At 69.4% G+C, this 17337-nt stretch carries 19 protein-coding genes; 4 read left to right on the top strand and 15 right to left on the bottom strand.

All coding sequences use genetic code 11. From position 1 onward, the window contains the following. Positions 1-32: 32 nt before the first annotated feature. Together AD72_RS03885 and AD72_RS03880 are read right to left on the bottom strand one after the other, a co-directional pair. Entirely contained in the window at positions 33-1199 is a 1167-nt protein-coding gene (locus AD72_RS03885; RefSeq protein WP_031464983.1) for a serine hydrolase domain-containing protein, read from the bottom strand. Then, entirely contained in the window at positions 1196-1831 is a 636-nt protein-coding gene (locus tag AD72_RS03880; protein WP_051897845.1) for a TetR/AcrR family transcriptional regulator, read from the bottom strand. The genes AD72_RS03885 and AD72_RS03880 overlap by 4 nt, the downstream gene beginning before the upstream one ends. Before the next feature lie 127 nt (positions 1832-1958). Here AD72_RS03880 and AD72_RS03875 point away from each other — a divergent pair, with 127 nt between their 5' ends. Further along, a complete protein-coding gene (locus AD72_RS03875; RefSeq protein WP_031464981.1) occupies positions 1959-2204 on the top strand; it encodes a PLD nuclease N-terminal domain-containing protein in 246 nt (81 codons plus the stop codon). Positions 2205-2208: 4 nt separating this feature from the next. Here AD72_RS03875 and AD72_RS03870 read toward each other — a convergent pair whose 3' ends face one another. The 9 genes from AD72_RS03870 to AD72_RS03835 form a co-directional block, all read right to left on the bottom strand. Beyond that, a complete protein-coding gene (locus tag AD72_RS03870) occupies positions 2209-3141 on the bottom strand; it encodes an MBL fold metallo-hydrolase (protein WP_031464980.1) in 933 nt (310 codons plus the stop codon). Then, positions 3138-4046 carry a fumarylacetoacetate hydrolase family protein gene (locus AD72_RS03865; protein WP_031464979.1) on the bottom strand — a complete coding sequence of 303 codons (909 nt, stop codon included), beginning with the start codon at positions 4044-4046 and terminating at the stop codon, positions 3138-3140. The genes AD72_RS03870 and AD72_RS03865 overlap by 4 nt, the downstream gene beginning before the upstream one ends. Positions 4047-4072: 26 nt before the next feature. Then, complete coding sequence (locus tag AD72_RS35410; RefSeq protein ID WP_082468749.1) at positions 4073-4234, bottom strand: SDR family oxidoreductase; 162 nt, start codon at positions 4232-4234, stop codon at positions 4073-4075. A 70-nt stretch (positions 4235-4304) separates the two neighbouring features. After that, positions 4305-5015 carry an SDR family oxidoreductase gene (locus AD72_RS03860; RefSeq protein WP_082468748.1) on the bottom strand — a complete coding sequence of 237 codons (711 nt, stop codon included), beginning with the start codon at positions 5013-5015 and terminating at the stop codon, positions 4305-4307. Positions 5016-5026: 11 nt separating this feature from the next. Beyond that, positions 5027-6040 carry a hemolysin family protein gene (locus tag AD72_RS03855; protein ID WP_031464977.1) on the bottom strand — a complete coding sequence of 338 codons (1014 nt, stop codon included), beginning with the start codon at positions 6038-6040 and terminating at the stop codon, positions 5027-5029. Continuing rightward, positions 6037-7389: a hemolysin family protein gene (locus AD72_RS03850; protein ID WP_031464976.1), complete on the bottom strand. Its 1353-nt coding sequence runs from the start codon at positions 7387-7389 to the stop codon at positions 6037-6039. The genes AD72_RS03855 and AD72_RS03850 overlap by 4 nt, the downstream gene beginning before the upstream one ends. Positions 7390-7521: 132 nt before the next feature. Further along, a complete protein-coding gene (locus AD72_RS03845; RefSeq protein WP_031464975.1) occupies positions 7522-8460 on the bottom strand; it encodes an SDR family NAD(P)-dependent oxidoreductase in 939 nt (312 codons plus the stop codon). Between the two features lie 61 nt (positions 8461-8521). Continuing rightward, complete coding sequence (locus tag AD72_RS03840; RefSeq protein WP_031464974.1) at positions 8522-9163, bottom strand: fasciclin domain-containing protein; 642 nt, start codon at positions 9161-9163, stop codon at positions 8522-8524. Between the two features lie 32 nt (positions 9164-9195). Beyond that, positions 9196-10689 carry a molybdopterin-dependent oxidoreductase gene (locus tag AD72_RS03835; RefSeq protein ID WP_031464973.1) on the bottom strand — a complete coding sequence of 498 codons (1494 nt, stop codon included), beginning with the start codon at positions 10687-10689 and terminating at the stop codon, positions 9196-9198. Positions 10690-10826: 137 nt separating this feature from the next. On the opposite strand from AD72_RS03835, the gene sigK reads away from it, so the two are divergent. Then, positions 10827-11414 carry an ECF RNA polymerase sigma factor SigK gene (sigK, locus tag AD72_RS03830; RefSeq protein ID WP_031464972.1) on the top strand — a complete coding sequence of 196 codons (588 nt, stop codon included), beginning with the start codon at positions 10827-10829 and terminating at the stop codon, positions 11412-11414. After that, positions 11411-12136 carry an anti-sigma factor gene (locus AD72_RS03825; RefSeq protein WP_031464971.1) on the top strand — a complete coding sequence of 242 codons (726 nt, stop codon included), beginning with the start codon at positions 11411-11413 and terminating at the stop codon, positions 12134-12136. Before sigK ends, AD72_RS03825 begins: the two co-directional genes overlap by 4 nt. A gap of 11 nt (positions 12137-12147) precedes the next feature. On the opposite strand, the gene AD72_RS03820 is transcribed toward AD72_RS03825, so the two are convergent. The 4 genes from AD72_RS03820 to AD72_RS03805 are packed head-to-tail and all read right to left on the bottom strand — an operon-like array spanning position 12148 to position 15995. Then, on the bottom strand, positions 12148-13350 hold the full coding sequence (locus AD72_RS03820) for an SAM-dependent methyltransferase (protein ID WP_031464970.1): 1203 nt from the start codon (positions 13348-13350) through the stop codon (positions 12148-12150). Position 13351: 1 nt separating this feature from the next. Then, a complete protein-coding gene (locus tag AD72_RS03815; RefSeq protein ID WP_031464969.1) occupies positions 13352-14095 on the bottom strand; it encodes a DUF1365 domain-containing protein in 744 nt (247 codons plus the stop codon). Then, the gene (locus tag AD72_RS03810; protein WP_031464968.1) at positions 14092-15360 is read right to left on the bottom strand and encodes an NAD(P)/FAD-dependent oxidoreductase; all 1269 of its coding nucleotides are present in this window, start codon (positions 15358-15360) and stop codon (positions 14092-14094) included. The genes AD72_RS03815 and AD72_RS03810 overlap by 4 nt, the downstream gene beginning before the upstream one ends. Then, positions 15351-15995 carry an alpha/beta family hydrolase gene (locus AD72_RS03805; RefSeq protein WP_231644723.1) on the bottom strand — a complete coding sequence of 215 codons (645 nt, stop codon included), beginning with the start codon at positions 15993-15995 and terminating at the stop codon, positions 15351-15353. The genes AD72_RS03810 and AD72_RS03805 overlap by 10 nt, the downstream gene beginning before the upstream one ends. Positions 15996-16119: 124 nt before the next feature. Between AD72_RS03805 and AD72_RS03800 the strand changes: the two genes are divergently transcribed. After that, positions 16120-17337 carry an SAM-dependent methyltransferase gene (locus AD72_RS03800; RefSeq protein WP_037344763.1) on the top strand — a complete coding sequence of 406 codons (1218 nt, stop codon included), beginning with the start codon at positions 16120-16122 and terminating at the stop codon, positions 17335-17337.

The raw sequence follows: 17337 nt of genomic DNA, 5'->3' as shown, positions 1-17337 counted from the left end.
TCCTGAGTTTCCGGGGCCTGCCGGGCGCATCTTCAGCAATCGTTCAGCAACGCGGCGGTGAGCTTCGCCGCGGGCTGATCGGCCTCCGGTCCGGTGCGGATGTGGTTCATCACGTACCCGAAGGCGTGGCCGGTCTCCGGATCGGCGCAGCCGAGCGAACCGCCGAGCCCGGAGAACCCGAACGCGCTCGGCGAATACCAGGCGGTCTCCGGGGTGGGCAGGCCGAGACCGAGTCCGATGTGGAACGGCAGGTGCGTGATCAGATCCGGTCCCCTGGTGTGTTCGGTGGTGGCCGCGGCGAGGGTTTCCGCGCTGAGCAGCCGTCGCCCGTCCACCTCACCGATCAGCGCGGCGTAGAACCGCGCCAGCCCGCGGGCGGTGCAGATGCCGTTCGTGGCGGGGATTTCGGCGCACTGTTCGGCCTCCGCGTCGTGGTCGAGCGCGGGTTCCACGCAGCCGTAAGCCCGCCGGGTCAGCGAATCCGGATCGGCGAACGCCCTGGCCAGCTCGCGGATCGGTTCGGGGAGCGCGTCCAGGTCGATGGACCGGTCGAAGTCCGGTGGCGGCTGCACGAGCCTGCTCACCCGGGGCAGCTCCGGCACGGGCAGCCCGATGTGAAAGTCCAGCCCGAACGGTTCGGCGATCTGCTCCCGGAAGAAGGTTCCCAGGCTCTGCCCGGAAATCCGGCGGACGACCTCGCCGACCAGCCAGCCGTAGGTGAGCGCGTGGTACCCGTGCGCGGTGCCCGGTTCCCACAGCGGCCGTTGCGCGGCCAGCGCCTCGACCATCGGATCCCACTCCAGTGCGGCATCGCGGGCGAGCGGGCGATCCAGGGCGGGCAATCCCGCCTGGTGGGTGAGCAGCCAGCGGACCGGGATGCCGTGTTTGCCCGCCGCGGCGAACTCCGGCCAGTATTCGGCGACCGGCGCGTCCGGGTCCAGTTCGCCGCGCTGCACGAGCAGCAGCGCGCAGGCGGCGGTCGCGGCCTTCGTGGTGGAGTAGACGAGCTGCAGGGTGTCCCGTTCCCAGGCGCGGCCGGTTTCCGGATCGGCGAGCCCCGCCCACAGGTCCACCACCGGCCTGCCCTCGGCGTACACGGCCACCGCCGCGCCCACCTCCGTTCCTTCGGCGAGGTTGCGCGCGAACGCCTCGCCGACCGCCTCGAATCCGGGGGCGATCGTGCCGTGAATCTCGGTCATGCCGTGTTCCCTTCGACAGCGCAGCCTCCATGAACAGCGCTCTGGCACAGGGCGACCAGTTCGCGGGTGTATTCCTGAACATCCAGATCCGGGGTGCCGAGCAGCCGCAGCAGCGCGCCGGAGAGCAGATCCCGGACGATCGTCGCGACCGTGCGCGGCGGGAAATCGCGGAACTCCCCGGTGCGCTGCCCCTCGGTGAGTACTTCGGTCAGCCCGTCGAGCTCGGCCGAGTTGGGCCGGTCGAACCAGCGTTCCCGCGCCTGCGGGTGCCCGTTCAGGATCTGCATCAGGGCGCGCATGTGCGAGCGGTGCGAATCGTAGAAGGCGATGCTGCCCGCCACGTACGCACGCAGCTGGGCACCGGCGGTCTCCGCGCCGTCCGTGCGCGGGTGGATGACCTCCGCCCCGGTCGCGTATATCTCCGCGACCACCTGGCTGATCAGCTCGTCCTTGTTCGCGAAGTGGTAGGAGATCAGCCCCGGACTGCTCAGCCCGGCGCGCTTGGCGATCTGGGCGAACGAGGCCTTCCCGTAGCCGAGTTCGGCCACCGTCTCGATCGCGGCCGCGGTGATCTGCCTGCGCCGCGCCACCTCGGTGAACGTCAGTTCGCTCGACCCAGGATCAGTTCGCATGACCTAATCCTAGGGCATTCGTCAGCATCGGTCCACGGTCGGATGGCCGATCCAACCGCGGACCGATGTGGGAGAACACGCGGTGTGGTTAGCGTGAGGACGTCAATCGGGAAAGGATCACGTACTCATGCTTGCCACGCACACCACCGTCCTCGCCGACTCCGTCTCCGGACTGGGATTCGGACTGGCGATCTTCCTCACCCTGATCGCCCTGGCCTATGTGGTGTTCATCGTGGCCGCCTTCGTGAGCATCATCTTCTCGAACATCGACGGCGGGATGAAGATCGTCTGGCTGATCTTCGCACTCTGTGCACCGTTCCTCGGTTCGCTGTGCTGGTTCCTGATCGGCAGGCGGCGCCAGCCCATCGGCTGAGGCTTCAGGCCAGACAGGTCAGTGGTTTCCCGCCGTTGTAGTCGACCATCTCGGTGAGCGCGGTCGCGGTGTCGATGGTGCCGCCGCGCGGTGTTCCGCCCAGTTCGGCGTAGGCGCGGTGCAGATTGCCCACGATGCGCTCGGCATCGGGCCAGTCCGCGAACCGGCCGAGCCCGGTGTCCCGTGCGGCCTGCAGCGGCGGGATCCCCTCGGCGTGCCCGCGTTCGGCGAGATCGAGCACGAACCGCAGATAGTCCAGGGTGTCCGCGATGGGCGCGTCGTCGTGGAAGACCGGTCCGTGGCCGGGCACGATCGTCTCCGCGCCGAAGGGCCGCAGCACCTGTTCCAGCACCCCGATCGCGCCCGCGACCGAGCCCATCAGCAGGAACGGCGTGCCGCCGTGGAACACCAGGTCCCCGCAGAACAGCACGGAACGCTCGGGGAACCAGATCACCGAATCGTTGTTGGTGTGCGCGGGCGAACCGACATAGCGGACCTCGGCGCGCAGCTCGCCGAACCACAGCGTGACCTGGTCGGTGTAGGTCAGAAACGGCGGTTCGAGCGGGAGTTCGCCCCATTCGGGGTTCTGCCACCAGGGCAGTTCCCGTGCCGGGCCGAACGCGATCGCCTCGGCACGGGTCCGTTCGTGGGCCACGATCGTCGCCTGCGGGAACAGGGCGTTGCCGAAGGTGTGATCGCCGTGGTGATGGGTGTTCACCAGGGTGCGCACCGGCGCGCTGGTCACCGAGGCGATGGTCTCGAGCAGCGCGCGGGTGCGCCGTTCGGTGGAACAGGAATCGAAGGCGGCCACCCCCTGCGGGCCGACGGCGAACCCGGTGTTGTTGATCCACCAGGTTCCGTCCGGCTGCACGTAGGCGTAGATGTCCGCGGAAACCTCCTGCAGCCGCGGCCTGCCCGGCACGGTGATCTCGGTCATCGGTCCCCCTCGCGCAGCGCGACGACGGGCGCGCCGTCCTCGATGCGGGCCTCGATCGCGCCGAGTCCCTGTGCTTCCAGGCGCACCCGGTCACCGGGCCGCAGCCACGGATACGCCTCGGTGCCGTGCGTGCGGGAGAGCTCCAGGATGCAGCCGGTGCCCACGGTTCCGGAGACGATCAGGTCCCCGGGCAGCACCCGGGTGCCGCGCGAGGCGTAGGCGATCATCTCGCCGAAACTCCAGTACAGATCGGCGAGACTGCCCGCGCTGTACGGGCGGCCGTTGACCGAAGCGGACATGCTCGCGGCACCGTCCAGTTCATCGGCGGTGAGCAGCCACGGCCCGCAGCTGTGCGCGGAGTCCTTTCCCTTGGCCGGGCCGAGATTGAGCTTCATCTCGGCGCCCTGCAGATCCCGGGCGCTCCAGTCGCAGAACAACAGGTAGCCCGTCACGTGCTCGATCGCGGTGCGCGGATCGAGGTCGGCGCCCTCCCGGCCGATCACCGCGGCGATCTCCAGTTCGTAGTCGAACGCGGCGCTGCCCGGCGAGACCGGGATCGGTTCGGTGGCCCCGCGCACCGCTGCGGGATTGGTGAAGTAGAAGACCGGTTGCCGGTACCACAACGGATCCACCTCGACCCCGATCGCGGCGAACGAGGTGACCACGTGGTTCTCGAAGGCCATGAAGTCCCGGATGGACGGTGGCCGGGGAATCGGTGCCAGTAGCCGGACCGAATCCGGATCCACCGCCGGTTCGGCCAGTGCCCGTTCGGCGGCCTCGGGGAGCCGTCCGTCCTCGATCAGGCCGAGCAGGGTCTCGCCGACCGGCGCGGGATGCAGTCCGGCCGCGCTCCAGGCTCCGGCCCGTTCCCTGCCCTGTTCGTCGGCGAAGGTACTCCAGCGCATGCGCGCTCCTTTCCACGGTGCCGCGCTCAGCTTCCCACGAGACCACCGTTGCTCAGCAACAGTTGCCCGTTCACCCACTGGCCTTCGGGCGAACAGAGGAAAGCGGCGAGGTGCGCGGTGTCCCGCGGGGTGCCGAGCCTGCCGAGCGGTGTCGCATCCCGCACGGTTTCCTTCAGAGTTCGTTGCATAATGACCTCCGTCGCGAGCGGGGATCAGATTGGATGCATCGCAAGGCGGAGGATTGAGCCATAGCGGCAGCTATGGTGATTGACGACAACGCAGCGAGGCGCCGATCTGGCCCCGCGCAGCAGGTGGCGTCATTGTGCAATGAGCTCTTAGTTCCCCGGACATCCAGCCGGTGTCCACCGGACCTGGATTGATGACATTGGCGGTGACACCGAGGTGCGCGAGCTCGCGCGCCGCGGCGAGGGTGATCCGGTCCATCGCGCCTTTGCTTGCCCCATAAGGGAGATTGCCCGCGGTGTGATCACTGGTGAGGCTGATGATCCGGCCGGTACCCCGCGCCGCGGCGAACCGCAGGCCGAACTCCCGGATCAGCAGCCAGGTGGCGCGCGCGTTGACCGCGAAATGCCGGTCGAAGCTTTCCACCGTCGTGCCGAACAGATCCGAATCGACCGATTCGCAGTGGCACAACAGCAAAGCGCTGACCGCGCCGAGGCCGCGCTCGACCTCGTCGAACACCCGCGCCGGGGTGTCCGGATCGGCGAGATCGGCTTCCACGGCCAGCTGCGCCGCGCCCCGTTCGGCCAGCGCACCGGCGATCGCCTCGGTCGCGCCGGGTTCGGGGCCCCAGGGCATCCGCCGGTCGTAGGCGTCCCAGTAGGTGAACGCGATGTCCCAGCCCGCGGCGGCCAGGGCACCGGCGATGCCCGCGCCGATGCCCGCGGTGCGCCCGGCACCGGTCACCAGGGCTACCGGCCGGGGCGAGGGTTGTTCCGGGTTCGTCACGACCCCGGATCCTAGGCGGTTTCCTCCGGCGACAGCGTCTGTGGCAGCAACCGTTCGAGCAGATCGTGCAGCGTCACGAGGCCGTGGGTGTGCTCGCCGGTCCGGATCAGCGCGAGGTGCTGATGGGTCCGGCGCATCGCGGTCAGCGCGGTCGCGATGGGGGTCTCCGGGGCCAGCGTCAGGTGCGGGCGCAGGTGTTCGGCCGCGGTGGTGGTTGCGGGCCGGGTGAGCACATCCCGGACGTGCACGATGCCGTGGATCCGGTGCGCGTCCCGGACGATCAGCCGCAGATGCCCGCTTTCCCGCGCGGCCCGCAGGATCTGTTCGCGGGTGGCCGCGGGCGGGATGCTCACCGGTTCGGCGCCGGCGATGCTCTCGATGGGCTGAGTGTGCAGATCGAGCACGGTGGTGAGCTGTTCGTGGCGCCGCGGGTCGAGGGTGCCCGCCTGTGCCGAGTGATCGAGGAGCTGGCGCAGTTCCTCGGGCCGTTGCCCGGCGGTCATCTCGTCCACCGGCTGGATACCCGCGCGGCGCAGGAAGCGGTTGGCGATGTCGTTCAGCCCGAGCAGCAGCGGCCGGGTGAGCCACATGAATCCGCGCATCGGGATCGCCAGCAGGGTCGCCGAGCGCTCCGGATGCGCGATGGCCCAGGACTTCGGCGCCATCTCCCCGATGACCAGGTGCACGAAGGTGACCACGAACAGCGCGAGGAGGAAGGCGAGCACATCCGCGGTCGTCGCGGGCAGCCCGGTGCCGTGCAGCAGCGGGGTGAGCAGATCGTGCACCAGCGGTTTGGTGACCGCGCCGAGCGCGAGGGTGCACAGCGTGATGCCCAGCTGCGAACCGGCGAGCAGCAGGGACAGTTCACGGGCGCTGCGCAGCGCCATCCGCGCGGCGATGCTGGTGTCCGCGGCCTCTTCGAGCCGGTGCCTGCGGGCCGCGACGAGGGCGAACTCGACCGCGACGAAGAAGGCACTGAGTACGATCAGCGCCACCGAGATCGACACGGCCACCGCGGTACTCATGAGTGCTCCGCGGGATAGTGGCTCAGCGAGACCCGCCCCGGAACGCGCCGGTCCAGCGCGTCCACGGTGACCACGAGATGCCCGGCCGGTTCCTCGGCGCCGGGCCGGGCGGGCAGCGCGAGGGTCACGGTGTCCCCGGTCTCCGGCAGCCGCTGCAGGCTCGCCATCACCAGCCCGGCCACGGTCTCGTAGTCCCCGCGCGGCAGCCGGTGTTCGAGCAGCCGCTCGACCTCGTCGATGTGCGCGGTCCCGGGAAGGCTCCAGGCATCACCGGCGCGCGTGATCCGGTCGGCTTCGGTGCTGTCGTGCTCATCGGCGATCTCCCCGAGCAGTTCCTCGGCGATGTCCTCCACGGTGATCACCCCGGCAAGCCCGCCGTATTCGTCCACCACGCAGGCCAGCTCGTTCCCGGTGGAGCGCAACCGGTCCAGCACCGTGGGCAGGGTCAGCAGCGAGGGCACCACGAGCGCGGGCGTGGCCAGCTCACCCGCCAGCGTGGTCACCGCGCGGTCCGGTTCGAGTTCGAGCACCGCGCGCAGGCACAGCAGTCCGCGCACATCGTCGACGTCCTCGCCGAGCACGGGAAGGCGGGAGTGCCCGGCCGCCATCAGGGCGTAGGCCTCGGCGACCGGCTGCTCCGCGCGAATGGTGACCAGCCGGGTGCGCGGGATCATGGCGTGCCCCGCGGTGCGCCCGTACAGGTCCAGGGTGCGTTCCAGCAGCCCGGACAGCTCGGCGGGCAGATCACCGTTCGCCCGGGAGGCCGCCACGATGCCTTCCAGATCGCGCGCGGTCGCGGCGTGTTCGACATCGTGCACCGGTTCGATCCGCACCGCCTTGAGCAGCAGGCTCGCCGCCCGGTCGAACAGCCAGATCAGCCAGCCGAACACGGCCAGGTACAGCCCGGTGGACCAGGCCAGCCTGCGGGCGAGCGGTTCCGGGCGGGCGATGGCCAGGTTCTTCGGCACCAGCTCGCCGAGCACCATCTGCACCACCGTGGAGAACACCAGCGCGAACACCGTGCCGACCGCGATCCCCGCCGCGGGGGCCACCCCCGCACCGCCGAGGAGCGTGCCGAGCCCTTCCCCGATCAGCGGTTCCGCCGCGTACCCCACCAGCAGCCCGGTCACCGTGATCCCCAGCTGGGCGCCGGAGAGCAGGAAGGAGGTGCGGCGGGTGATCCGCAGCGCGCGCCGGGCCCCGGCGTCCCCCGCATTCGCGCGCACCGTCAGCCCGGACCGGTCCACCGCCATATAGGCGAACTCCTGGGCGACGAAGTAGCCGGTCAGCGCGGTCACCAGGACCACGACCAGTACCCCGAGCAGCACCGTGATCAGCGCGGTGAACACGAGCCCACCCGCCTCGGCCGATGGGCACCGCCGTTCCTACATCGGGACGGGTCCATGACTCCTCTCCGCAAACCGCACACCGGGAATGCTCACTATACGCATCTGCGGCACCGGAAGTTCCCGGCAATGCCATCAGTTCCGCGCCGTCCCGAGGATGCCGAGGCACCGGTCGAGGAAACGCCGGGCCCGGTCCGGGCCGGTTCGGGTGCCGCGCCGGTAGTCGATCGGCCGCTGCGCCCTGTCGTGCCAGAACCGGCCGCTTTCCGGGGCCGGGTCCGTCGCGGCGAGCCAGATCGCAGTGTCGGCCCCTTGATCGGGATCACGCAGCAGTGGCCGCAGCACTCCATGGAACCCGGGTAGCGATTCGGCCACGCCTGGAGTGTCGGCCCAACCGGGATGCGTGCAGTACACCGAGATCCGGTCGGCGGAAAGCCGTTCAGCAAGCGGAGCGGTGAGTACCGCCTGCATCCGCTTCGTCCGTGCGTAGGCGACCGCGCCACGATAACGCCCGGTCCGGTATTCGGGATCCGCATCGTGAAGCGGCTGGGTGTACATCCCCGCCGAGGAGACGAAAACGACCCGTCCCCCGGCAAGCGATGGGCGAAGCGATTCGGTCAGCAACAGCGGACCGAGCACGTGTGTGGCCAAGGCGAGCTCGTGTCCCTGCGCCGTCACGGTGCGCTCGGCGGGTAACAGCCCGGCGTTGTGCACCAGGACATCCAGTGTTCCCGTGCACCTGGCGGCGAACCGGGCGATATCGGTGAGATCGGCGAGATCACATCGTTCGACGCGCAGTCGCGCGCCGGGCACCGCGGCGGCGATCGCCCTGGCCGCCGCATAACCCCGTTCCCGGTCCCGCACCACCATGATCACGGTGGCCCCGAGCCCGGCAAGTCCGCGTGCCGTGGCCATGCCGAGGCCGGAGTTCGCTCCGGTAACCATCGCGGTCCTGCCCCGCAGCGCACCGGGACGCGGATCCGCACGCGGCCAGCCGCGCGCCCGGAGCCGATAGCCGATACGGCTGTACCCCGGCAGTACAAGCCGCTCGAGCGCGGTGTCCAGCAGTCGCACAGATCCCCTCCCTTCGGCCGGGTGGGTTTCCCGCTGTTCCCGGGAAACCCACCAAGGACGGTCACATCGGCGGCATCAGCACGCTGTCCACGATGTATACGGTGGCGTTCGCGGTCTTGACGTTGCCGCAGGCGACCTTCGCGGCATCGTTGACGGTGAAGTTCTCGCCGGAACCGCTCGTCCTCACCGATTGCCCGGAAAGGGATTTGAACTCGCCCTTTGCCAGTTGCTGTGGTGTGATCTGCTGACCGACCACGTGGTACTGGAGCACCTTGGCGAGCTTGTCCTTGTCCGCGAGCAGTTGATCGAGCTGCTGCTTGGGAACCTTCTTGAACGCCTCGTTGTCCGGGGCGAACACCGTGATTCCCTTGGCATTGTTCAGGGTGTCGACGAGACCTGCCTTCTTGACCGCCGTGACCAGAGTCGAAAGAACCGGGTTGTTGCTCGCAGCGGTGGCCACCGGAGCTTCGGCCATCCCGCTGAAGCTGCCCGCTCCTTCCTTCGGGACCGCCGCACATGCCGGTCCGAACTGACCGGTCATAGCGGCCGCGCTCGAGCTACTGGGCATCGGTTCCGGCTTGGACATGGAACTCTGCGAGCTCGCCCCGCCCTGACCGCTCTCGCCAGCCTGGCCACCACACGCGGCCAGGCTGGTCATGGCCAGTCCGGCGATGAGGAGAACTCCCGCTTTTGTTGCCCGCATTGGCTTTTCCTTCCATTCTCGGTATCCGTACTTCATTCGGAAACGGTGACCAGCACGGAGTGCCAGCCGGTCGATCCGCTGGGGAAGACCTCGGCGCGGTCGCCGGTCTGCATGCGGCCGCTCCCGTCCACGGCACGCACCTCGAGGCGGTGACTGCCGGGGTCGGCCCGCCAACTCCAGCGCCACTGCCGCCACAGATCCGGTCCGGCGTCCGCGGTCAGTTCCGCGCGCATCCACGGACCGCCGTCCACCCGGACCTGTACTGCCTCGATCCCGCGATGCAGGGCCCAGGCGATCCCGGCCACCGTGACCGGACCGGGCCGCAGCTGCGCGAACGGACGGGGAACGTCGATACGGGAGGCGGTCTTGGCGGTACCCTGCGCCACGTAACCGCGCCGGACCCAGTACGCGCGGTCCGCAGCGAAGCTGGTCAGTTTCAGCTCGGTGAGCCATTTGGTCGCCGAGGCGTACCCGTAGAGTCCGGGGACGATCATCCGGACCGGGTAGCCGTGCTTGCGAGGCAACGGTTCGCCGTTCATCCCGACCACGAGCATGGCCTCCCGCCCGTCGAGGACCAGCCCGGTCGGGGTGCCGATGGTCATGCCGTCGGTGGAGATGGACAGCAGCTGGTCAGCCCCGGCCCGGACCCCGCTCTCCCGTAGCAGGGCGGCGAGGGGAACCCCCAGCCAGCGCGTCGTGCTCACATATGGTCCGCCGACCTCGTTGGACACGCAGCACAACGTCATGTCCCGCTCCACGAGTGGCCTGGCGAGCAGATCGCGGTAACTCAGTTCGACCGGTTTGTCGACCGCGCCGTGGATACGCAGCGCCCACTCGCCGGGATCGATGGCGGGCAGCGTCAGATCGGTGTCCACCCGGTAGAAGTCCGCGTTGGCGGTCCGGAACGGACTCAGCCCGGGTATGGCGAATCGATGTCCCGGCGGCAGCGGCGGAGCCGGGTCCGCGGCACGGGGTAGCACTCCTGCCACAGGCCGGTCCGGGGCACCGGTGAGCCGTCCGGCGGCCAGACCGGCGGCACCGATGGCGAACGCACCGAGCGCCACCCGCCGGTCCACGCCGGTTCGCTCGCCGACCGCTTGTGGTCCAGGGCCTCTGGTGAGCACCCGCAACACACCGGCACCGAGCAAGGCAGCGAGCAGCGAGGGGAGCGCGTCGAGCGGGCCCGCACCGGTACCGGACGCTGCCGCCAGCGCTCCGGCGATCCCCAGCACCGCGATCAGCACGCTGCCCCCCGCCCTGGAACGCAGACACAGCAGGCCCGCGACCACCGAGAGGGCGAACAGGACGAGGATCACCCCGGCGACGAGCACGAGTTTGTCGCCGGTGCCGAACCAGCGGATGGCGGATTCCTTGACCGCCACGGGCGCGCTGTCGATGGCGAACCGCGCGACCGCCCCGACCGGCGAGGACGACGCACCGAGGAAGGCGGCGAGGAATTCGGCGATACCGATCCCGAACATCGCCGCCGCCACTCCTCGTGCCGCGTAACCCAGCCTTCGACGCATGCCTGGACTTCGGAAACGGCACTGCCGCCGGATGGGAAAATGCCGCGATGATCACCCGAACAGGGTGTGACACCAATCCGTCCCCGGTTGTCAGTCCGAATGATCGATGACATCGCTGACTCCTGAGGGGAGCCATCATGGACGAGCGGGCACCATCGGCCGGCGCGGCCGCGGGGCCGAACCGGCCGAGCGCCGAGGACCTGATCGACCGCGTGGCGCGCGGCGATCAGGCCGCATTCGCCGCACTCTACGACCGGTTCGCGGGCAGCGTGCTCGGCGTGATCGAACGAGTGGTGCGCAATCCCGCCTATGCCGAGGAAGTCGCGCAGGAGGTGCTGCTCGAGGTGTGGCAGAAGGCGCCGCGCTATGCCGAGGCCCGGGGTAGCGCACAGAGCTGGGTGCTGACCATCGCGCACCGCAGAGCCGTCGACCGGGTGCGCTCCGAACAGGCGGCGCAGCAGCGCGACCAGCGTGAGCAGGTCCTGGCCGAACGGCCCTACGACGAGGTGAGCGAGGCGACGGTGGCCAGGCTCGAACAGGAACGGGTCCGGCACTGTCTCGGTTCGCTCACCGATTTGCAGCGCCAGTCGGTGACGATGGCCTACTACACTGGGTATACCTATCGGGAGGTCGCCGAACTGCTGCACACCCCGCTCGGCACGGTGAAGACCCGGTTACGGGACGGACTGATCCGGTTGCGCGACTGCTTGGGGGTGGCACGATGAATCCGGACGTGCACACACTGACCGGCGCCTACGCGCTCGACGCACTCGACGATCTTGAACGCGCCTCGTTCGAACGTCATCTCGCCGAATGTCCGGACTGTGCCCGTGAGGTCCGGGAGTTCCGGGAGACCGCCGCACGCCTCGGCGTGGCGGCCGCCGTCAGCACGCCGGAGCAGCTGCGGGAACGGGTCCTCGCCGAGGTGGCGCGGACGAGACAGTTCGGCCCGGCCGGGCCGCGGGCCGGGCGGGCCCGGCCCGCCCGGTGGACGGTGCGGATCACCGGACTGGTCGCGGCCGCCGCGGTGGTCGCCGCCGTGCTGCTCGGGGTGGACCTGTGGCACACCGACCGGGACCTTGCGGGGACACAGAGCAGACTGGCCGCCGTGAGTGCGGTGATCAACGCCCCGGATGCCAAGTCGGCCAAGGGAACCGCATCGAACGGCGGCACCGCCACGGCCGTGGTCGCACCGAGCAGGCACCGGGCCGTGCTGCTGGTCACCGGAATGCCACCGGCCCCGGCTGATCGCGTCTATCAGCTGTGGTTCATGGGCGGAGGCAAGGCGTATTCGGCGGGGCTGCTGCACCGCGGCGCCGGTGACGGATTCACCCCCGTGATCGCGCCGACGGTACCGGGTGCCGAGCAGGTCGGCCTCACCCTGGAACCGGCGGGCGGTTCCCCGCAGCCGACGACGGATCCGCTGATGGCCTTCCCGCTGAGCTGAGACGGCCCGTCTCAGGGCCCGATGCGTAGCTGCCAGTCGTCCAGATACCGGGCAAGGAAGCCGGCCTCGCTGTAGGCGAGGTAGAACTCCCACATCCGATGGAAGGTATCGTCGAAGCCGAGCGCTTCGATCCGCGGCCACTGCTCGAGGAACCGCTCACGCCAGAGCCGCAGGGTCCGTGCGTAGTCGGCGCCGAGCGAACGCTGCTCGAGGATCCGCAGCCCGGTCTGCCTTTTCAGGACATCCTCGATCGCCTGCACGGACGGCAGCATGCCGCCGGGGAAGATGTACTTGTGGATCCAGGTGTAGGAACGCCGTGTGGCCAGCATCCGGTCATGCGGCATGGTGATGGTCTGCAGCCCGATCCGTCCACCGGTACGCAACAACCGTTCCAGGGTGCGGAAGAACACCGGCCAATAGTCCATTCCGACGGCTTCGAACATCTCCACGCTCAGGATCGCGTCGTAGGTTCCGGTGATCTCCCGGTAGTCCTGCAAGCGGATCCGTACCCGGTCGGCCACCCCGGCGGTAGCGACGCGGTTGCATGCCAGGTCGAATTGCTCGGCCGAAACGGTCACCGTGGTGACCTCGGCACCGCGTTCGGCCGCGCGGACGGCGAGTGATCCCCATCCGGTGCCGATCTCCAGGACCTGGCTGCCCGCACCGACTCCCGCATAGTCCAACAGCCCGTCGATCTTGCGCAACTGCGCGGATTCCAGCGACTCATCCGGCGAACCGAACCAGGCGGCCGAGTAGGTCATGGTCTCATCCAGGAAGCTCGCGAACAGTTCGTTCGACAAGTCGTAGTGGTGATGAATGTTCCGGCGCGCCCCCTCGACCGTGTTGCGGTCGGTTTTCGGGGTCGTCCGTTCGGCGAGTCTGCGGAACCGTTGCAGCGCAGGGGGAACAAGCGTACTGATCCGGCCGGCGAACACGGCGAGCACTCCCGCGAGGTCGGTGCTGGTCCAATCGCCTGCCATATAGCCTTCACCGAACCCGATCTTGGCCTCGGCGCCGAGCCGGTGGTAGAAGCGGCCGGGGCGGACCACACGCAGCACCGGACTTTCCGCCGTACCGCCACCGAGCATCGTCGCATCCGGGAACACGACGCGCACCGGAAGCGTACGCACCGCCTGGTGGAACAGCACCCGGGCGATCGCCGCGCGCAGCGGGGCATGCGGTACTTCCTCGATATCCGGCCAGTCGGCTGGCATCTCATCGCCTCCTCGGTGTGCTGGTGACCGGGCCCCGCGGTGTTCTCGGGATTCCGCGCAACCACAGCGCGATGCCGCGACGGCGGATCGCCGCCGATACGTGCAGTGGGGCGAGCGGATGACGGAGCAGCATCCGCAGCAGTGCGCGGTTCCCCCCGGGAAGGCGCCTGCCATCCATGGTGGCGACCAGCGGGCGGTGTCCGTGCTGCTCGAGCACCACGGAAAGGCGTAGCGTTTCGTCCGGTTCGGGCAGGCGCATCCGGTAATGCCCGCCCATGGCGAGAAACGGCGAGACGTAGAAGGTCTTCGCGGCCGTGGCCTGCCCACGCGCATCGGGATACAGCAGATACCGGTGCCGCTCCCGGTAGGTGTTGTGCACCTCGGCCACGACATGGGTCACCGAGCCTGCCGCATCGTGGCACCAGAACACGCTCAGCGGATTGAACACATAGCCGAGAACCCGTGCCGAGGCGAGCATCGTGATCCGCCCGGCCGGTGCGGGAATTCCTCTGACGGCAAGCCATTCTTCGAGCTCCGCGCGGATGGCCGTGCCCTGATCACCGGCGACCGGATCACCTGTCCCGTGATCGCGCGCGTCGAACCGGGCGAACGGCCGCAGCCATCGCGGCGGCCGCGGAATCCGGTCCAGATCCACCAGCCACAGATAGAAATCGTGGCCAAACATCGTGCGTATCCGATCGGCCCGGACATGCCGGACGCGCACGGCATACAGAGCCGCGCTCATCGCCAGCACACCCCGAAGGATTCGGCGGCGCGCACCCCGGCCACACAACCGTCCTCGTGAAAACCCCAACCGTGATAAGCACCGGCGAACGCCGTCCTCCCGTCGTTGAGGGTCGACAGCTTCGCTTGCGCGGCAACGGATTCCGGCGTGTAGATCGGGTGCTCGTACACCATCTTCTCGTGCACGGCATCGGGATCGACTCCCTCGGTCGCGTTGAGCGTGACCACGTACCGGTGTTCGGCTGGCAGCCGCATCAGGCGAGTCAAGTCGTAACTCACCAGCACCTGGCCCGGATCCGAGCGGCAACCAGGCTTGCGGTAGTTCCAACTTCCGCGTGCTGCCGGGCGGCAGGGCAGCACGCTCTGATCGTTGTGCAGCCAGGTCTCGTTGCTCACGTAGCCGAACGCACCGAGCACCCGTTGCTCGGCTTCGCTCGGCTCGGCAAGCAGTTCGAGCGCCTGGTCCGGATGGGTGGCGATGACCACTCGCTCGGCCTCATGCACCACACCCCCGGCAGCGACGATCCGCACACCGTTCGCCTCCCGGTGCACCGCGTGCACCGGTCTGCCCCGGTGCACGACGGGAACGCGCGCGGCGATCCGGGCGACATACTCGCCGGAACCGCCGACCACGGTGCGCCAGGCCGGTGCACCACCCACCGAGAGCAGCCCATGGTGCCGCAGGAAGGTGAACAGGTAGCGCGCGGGATAGCGGCCCGCATCGGTGAGATTCGCCGACCACACAGCCGAGATCAGCGGCAGCAGCAAATGATCGGTGAAGTACCGGGGAAACCGGCCGGCGCGGAGAAACTCGTCCAGCGTGGTTTCCGGGGCCAGCGGGTCGTCGAGCAGCCGCAGCGCCGCCCGGTGGAACCGGGGAACGGTGGCGAGCATCCGCAGGAACCGCGGGCGGAACAGGTTTCCCGGCTGGGCGAACAGCCCGGCGATGCCTTTGCCTCCCGCGTATTCCAGCCCACAGCCGTGGCACCGCACGCTCAGCGACATCTCGCTCGGCACGGTACGGATCCCGAGTTCACCGAAGAGCCGCACCAGGTTCGGGTAGGTACGGGTGTTGTGCACGATGAACCCGCTGTCCACCGCCACCGTGGCCGAGCCCTCGCGGAACCGGTGGGTGTGCGCGTGCCCGCCGAGCCTCGGCTCGCGTTCGAAGAGGGTCACCGCATAGCGCTCGCGCAGGAGGTAAGCGGCGGTCAGCCCGGCGATCCCGCTGCCGATCACGGCGACTCGTTCCCGGGTCATCCGCACTCCAGTCGTTCTGCTGCCGAAGTGATCGCATCCTCGATGAAATGCCGGATGACCGTGAGCCACCATCGGCCGCGGCGCAGCATGGCGTGCCCGCTGCCCGGTATCACGATCCAGGGAACCCCGGCGTGCTGCGCGTATCGCTGCGAGGCAGCCGGGTCCGTCCAGCTGTCCCGGTTGCCGTGCGCGATCAGCACACGGCAACCGGCCAGCTGTGTACTCGGCTCACCCGGTTCGATCCACGGTGCGAGCGCACACACGGCACGCACCCCGGGCGCACCCGCCAGCCGCAGCGCGACCCGGCCGCCCATCGAATGCCCGACGAGGATCAGGGGGATCTCCGGATGTCGCCGCCGCGCTTCGCCGATCGCCCAGCGCGCATCGGCGATCGCGTCCCGCCCCGGTTCGTTCCATCCCCGGTAGCGGTTACGCAGTACCCCGATGGCCAGTCCGCAGCTCACCCGCTCCCTGCCGATCCGGCGGCCGAGCGCGAGCATGCGCAGATGGGCGAGCGCACACCGACTGACTCGGCGGCCGCTCATGACCCGGCCGCCGTGCAACAACAGCACGACGGCGGCGGATCGGCCAGGTCCGGTGATCCACCGCAGGCTCGGGCACGGTGTCTCCGTTTCGCTCACACCCGTCATTCGGAGCAGATCCGGTAGGCGGATGGGCCCGGATGCCGCGAGACAGATCACACCGTCCGGGCCGCCGGTCGTTCCGAACAGGGGGATAAGGAACCGGACAACGGAAGGGGTACCCATGGCGACGATCGCCGGACGGCTGGCGAACCTGTTCGAGGAGCTGCTCGGTGCCCCGCTGCCGGTCGGACTGCGCGCTTGGGACGGGAGCACCGCGGGACCCGGCGAAGACCCGGTCGCGGTGCTGCGCTCCCCGACGGCGCTGCGTCACCTGCTCTGGGCACCGGGCGAACTCGGGCTCGCGAGAGCCTATGTCACCGGGGAACTCGATGTGGCGGGCGACCTCACCGAGGGACTCCGCAGGTGCTGGCCCCTCACCACCGTGGACCGCGGCCGAGCGTTGCGGCCGCACCGGGTCCTGGCCGCAGCGGGATCGATCGCCCGGCTCGGTGCCCTCGGCCCGCGACCGCGCCCGCCACGCGAGGAGGCCCGCCCGCACGGCAAGCCGCACAGCAGGAACCGGGACCGTGCGGTGATCGCGCACCACTACGACCGGGGCAACGATTTCTACGAGCTCGTACTGGATCCGAGCATGGCGTACTCGTGCGGGCTCTGGCGCGGCGAGCGGGACACCCTCGAACAGGCCCAGCGGGCGAAACTCGACCTGGTCTGCCGCGAACTGGAACTCGCACCGGGGGCCCGATTGCTCGACGTCGGCTGCGGCTGGGGCTCGCTGGTGCTGCATGCCGCACGCGAATACGGCGTGCACTCGCTCGGCATCACACTCGCCGAGCAGCAGGCCCGCTTCATCCGCGACCGCGCGCGACGCGAGGGGCTCGACCGGCTCGTGGAGGTCCGCACTCTGGACTACCGGGATCTCGACCGGCGCGGCGAATTCGACGCGGTGGCATCGATCGAAATGGGTGAGCATGTCGGTGAACGGCACTATCCGGACTTCGCCTCGGCGCTGTCCGGTTCCCTTCGCCCCGGCGCACGGCTGTGGCTGCAGCAGATGTCCCACGGCACACGGGCGCCGGGCGGAGGCGCGTTCATCGAGTCCTATATCGCGCCCGATATGACCATGCGGCCGCTGCCCGCGACACTCGCGCATCTCGAGGTGGCCGGGCTCGAGATCCGTGCCGTCCTGGCACTGCGCGAGCACTACGTGCGCACCATCGGGGCGTGGAGCGAGCTGTTCGAACGCCGCTACACCGAGGTCGCCGCGCTGACCGGCGAACGCTACGCCCGGGTATGGCGGCTCTACCTCGCGGGCGCCGCACTGGCCTTCGAGACCGGCCGGATGGGGGTCGACCGGATCCTCGCCACCCGCCGGTCCTGA

It is taken from the genome of Sciscionella sediminilitoris (assembly GCF_000737195.2).
Lineage (GTDB): Bacteria > Actinomycetota > Actinomycetes > Mycobacteriales > Pseudonocardiaceae > Sciscionella > Sciscionella sediminilitoris.
The sequence above is the reverse complement of the archived record's forward strand: the minus strand, read 5'-3'. Positions and strand labels throughout refer to the sequence as shown.

Bases quoted from the DNA above. Each gene is read 5' to 3' on its own strand.
- AD72_RS03885 (WP_031464983.1), bottom strand. From the start codon at position 1,199: ATGACCGAGATTCACGGCACGATCGCCCCCGGATTCGAGGCGGTCGGC.
- AD72_RS03880 (WP_051897845.1), bottom strand. From the start codon at position 1,831: ATGCGAACTGATCCTGGGTCGAGCGAACTGACGTTCACCGAGGTGGCG.
- AD72_RS03875 (WP_031464981.1), top strand. From the start codon at position 1,959: ATGCTTGCCACGCACACCACCGTCCTCGCCGACTCCGTCTCCGGACTG.
- AD72_RS03870 (WP_031464980.1), bottom strand. From the start codon at position 3,141: ATGACCGAGATCACCGTGCCGGGCAGGCCGCGGCTGCAGGAGGTTTCC.
- AD72_RS03865 (WP_031464979.1), bottom strand. From the start codon at position 4,046: ATGCGCTGGAGTACCTTCGCCGACGAACAGGGCAGGGAACGGGCCGGA.
- AD72_RS35410 (WP_082468749.1), bottom strand. From the start codon at position 4,234: ATGCAACGAACTCTGAAGGAAACCGTGCGGGATGCGACACCGCTCGGC.
- AD72_RS03855 (WP_031464977.1), bottom strand. From the start codon at position 6,040: ATGAGTACCGCGGTGGCCGTGTCGATCTCGGTGGCGCTGATCGTACTC.
- AD72_RS03840 (WP_031464974.1), bottom strand. From the start codon at position 9,163: ATGCGGGCAACAAAAGCGGGAGTTCTCCTCATCGCCGGACTGGCCATG.
- AD72_RS03835 (WP_031464973.1), bottom strand. From the start codon at position 10,689: ATGCGTCGAAGGCTGGGTTACGCGGCACGAGGAGTGGCGGCGGCGATG.
- sigK (WP_031464972.1), top strand. From the start codon at position 10,827: ATGGACGAGCGGGCACCATCGGCCGGCGCGGCCGCGGGGCCGAACCGG.
- AD72_RS03825 (WP_031464971.1), top strand. From the start codon at position 11,411: ATGAATCCGGACGTGCACACACTGACCGGCGCCTACGCGCTCGACGCA.
- AD72_RS03820 (WP_031464970.1), bottom strand. From the start codon at position 13,350: ATGCCAGCCGACTGGCCGGATATCGAGGAAGTACCGCATGCCCCGCTG.
- AD72_RS03815 (WP_031464969.1), bottom strand. From the start codon at position 14,095: ATGAGCGCGGCTCTGTATGCCGTGCGCGTCCGGCATGTCCGGGCCGAT.
- AD72_RS03800 (WP_037344763.1), top strand. From the start codon at position 16,120: ATGGCGACGATCGCCGGACGGCTGGCGAACCTGTTCGAGGAGCTGCTC.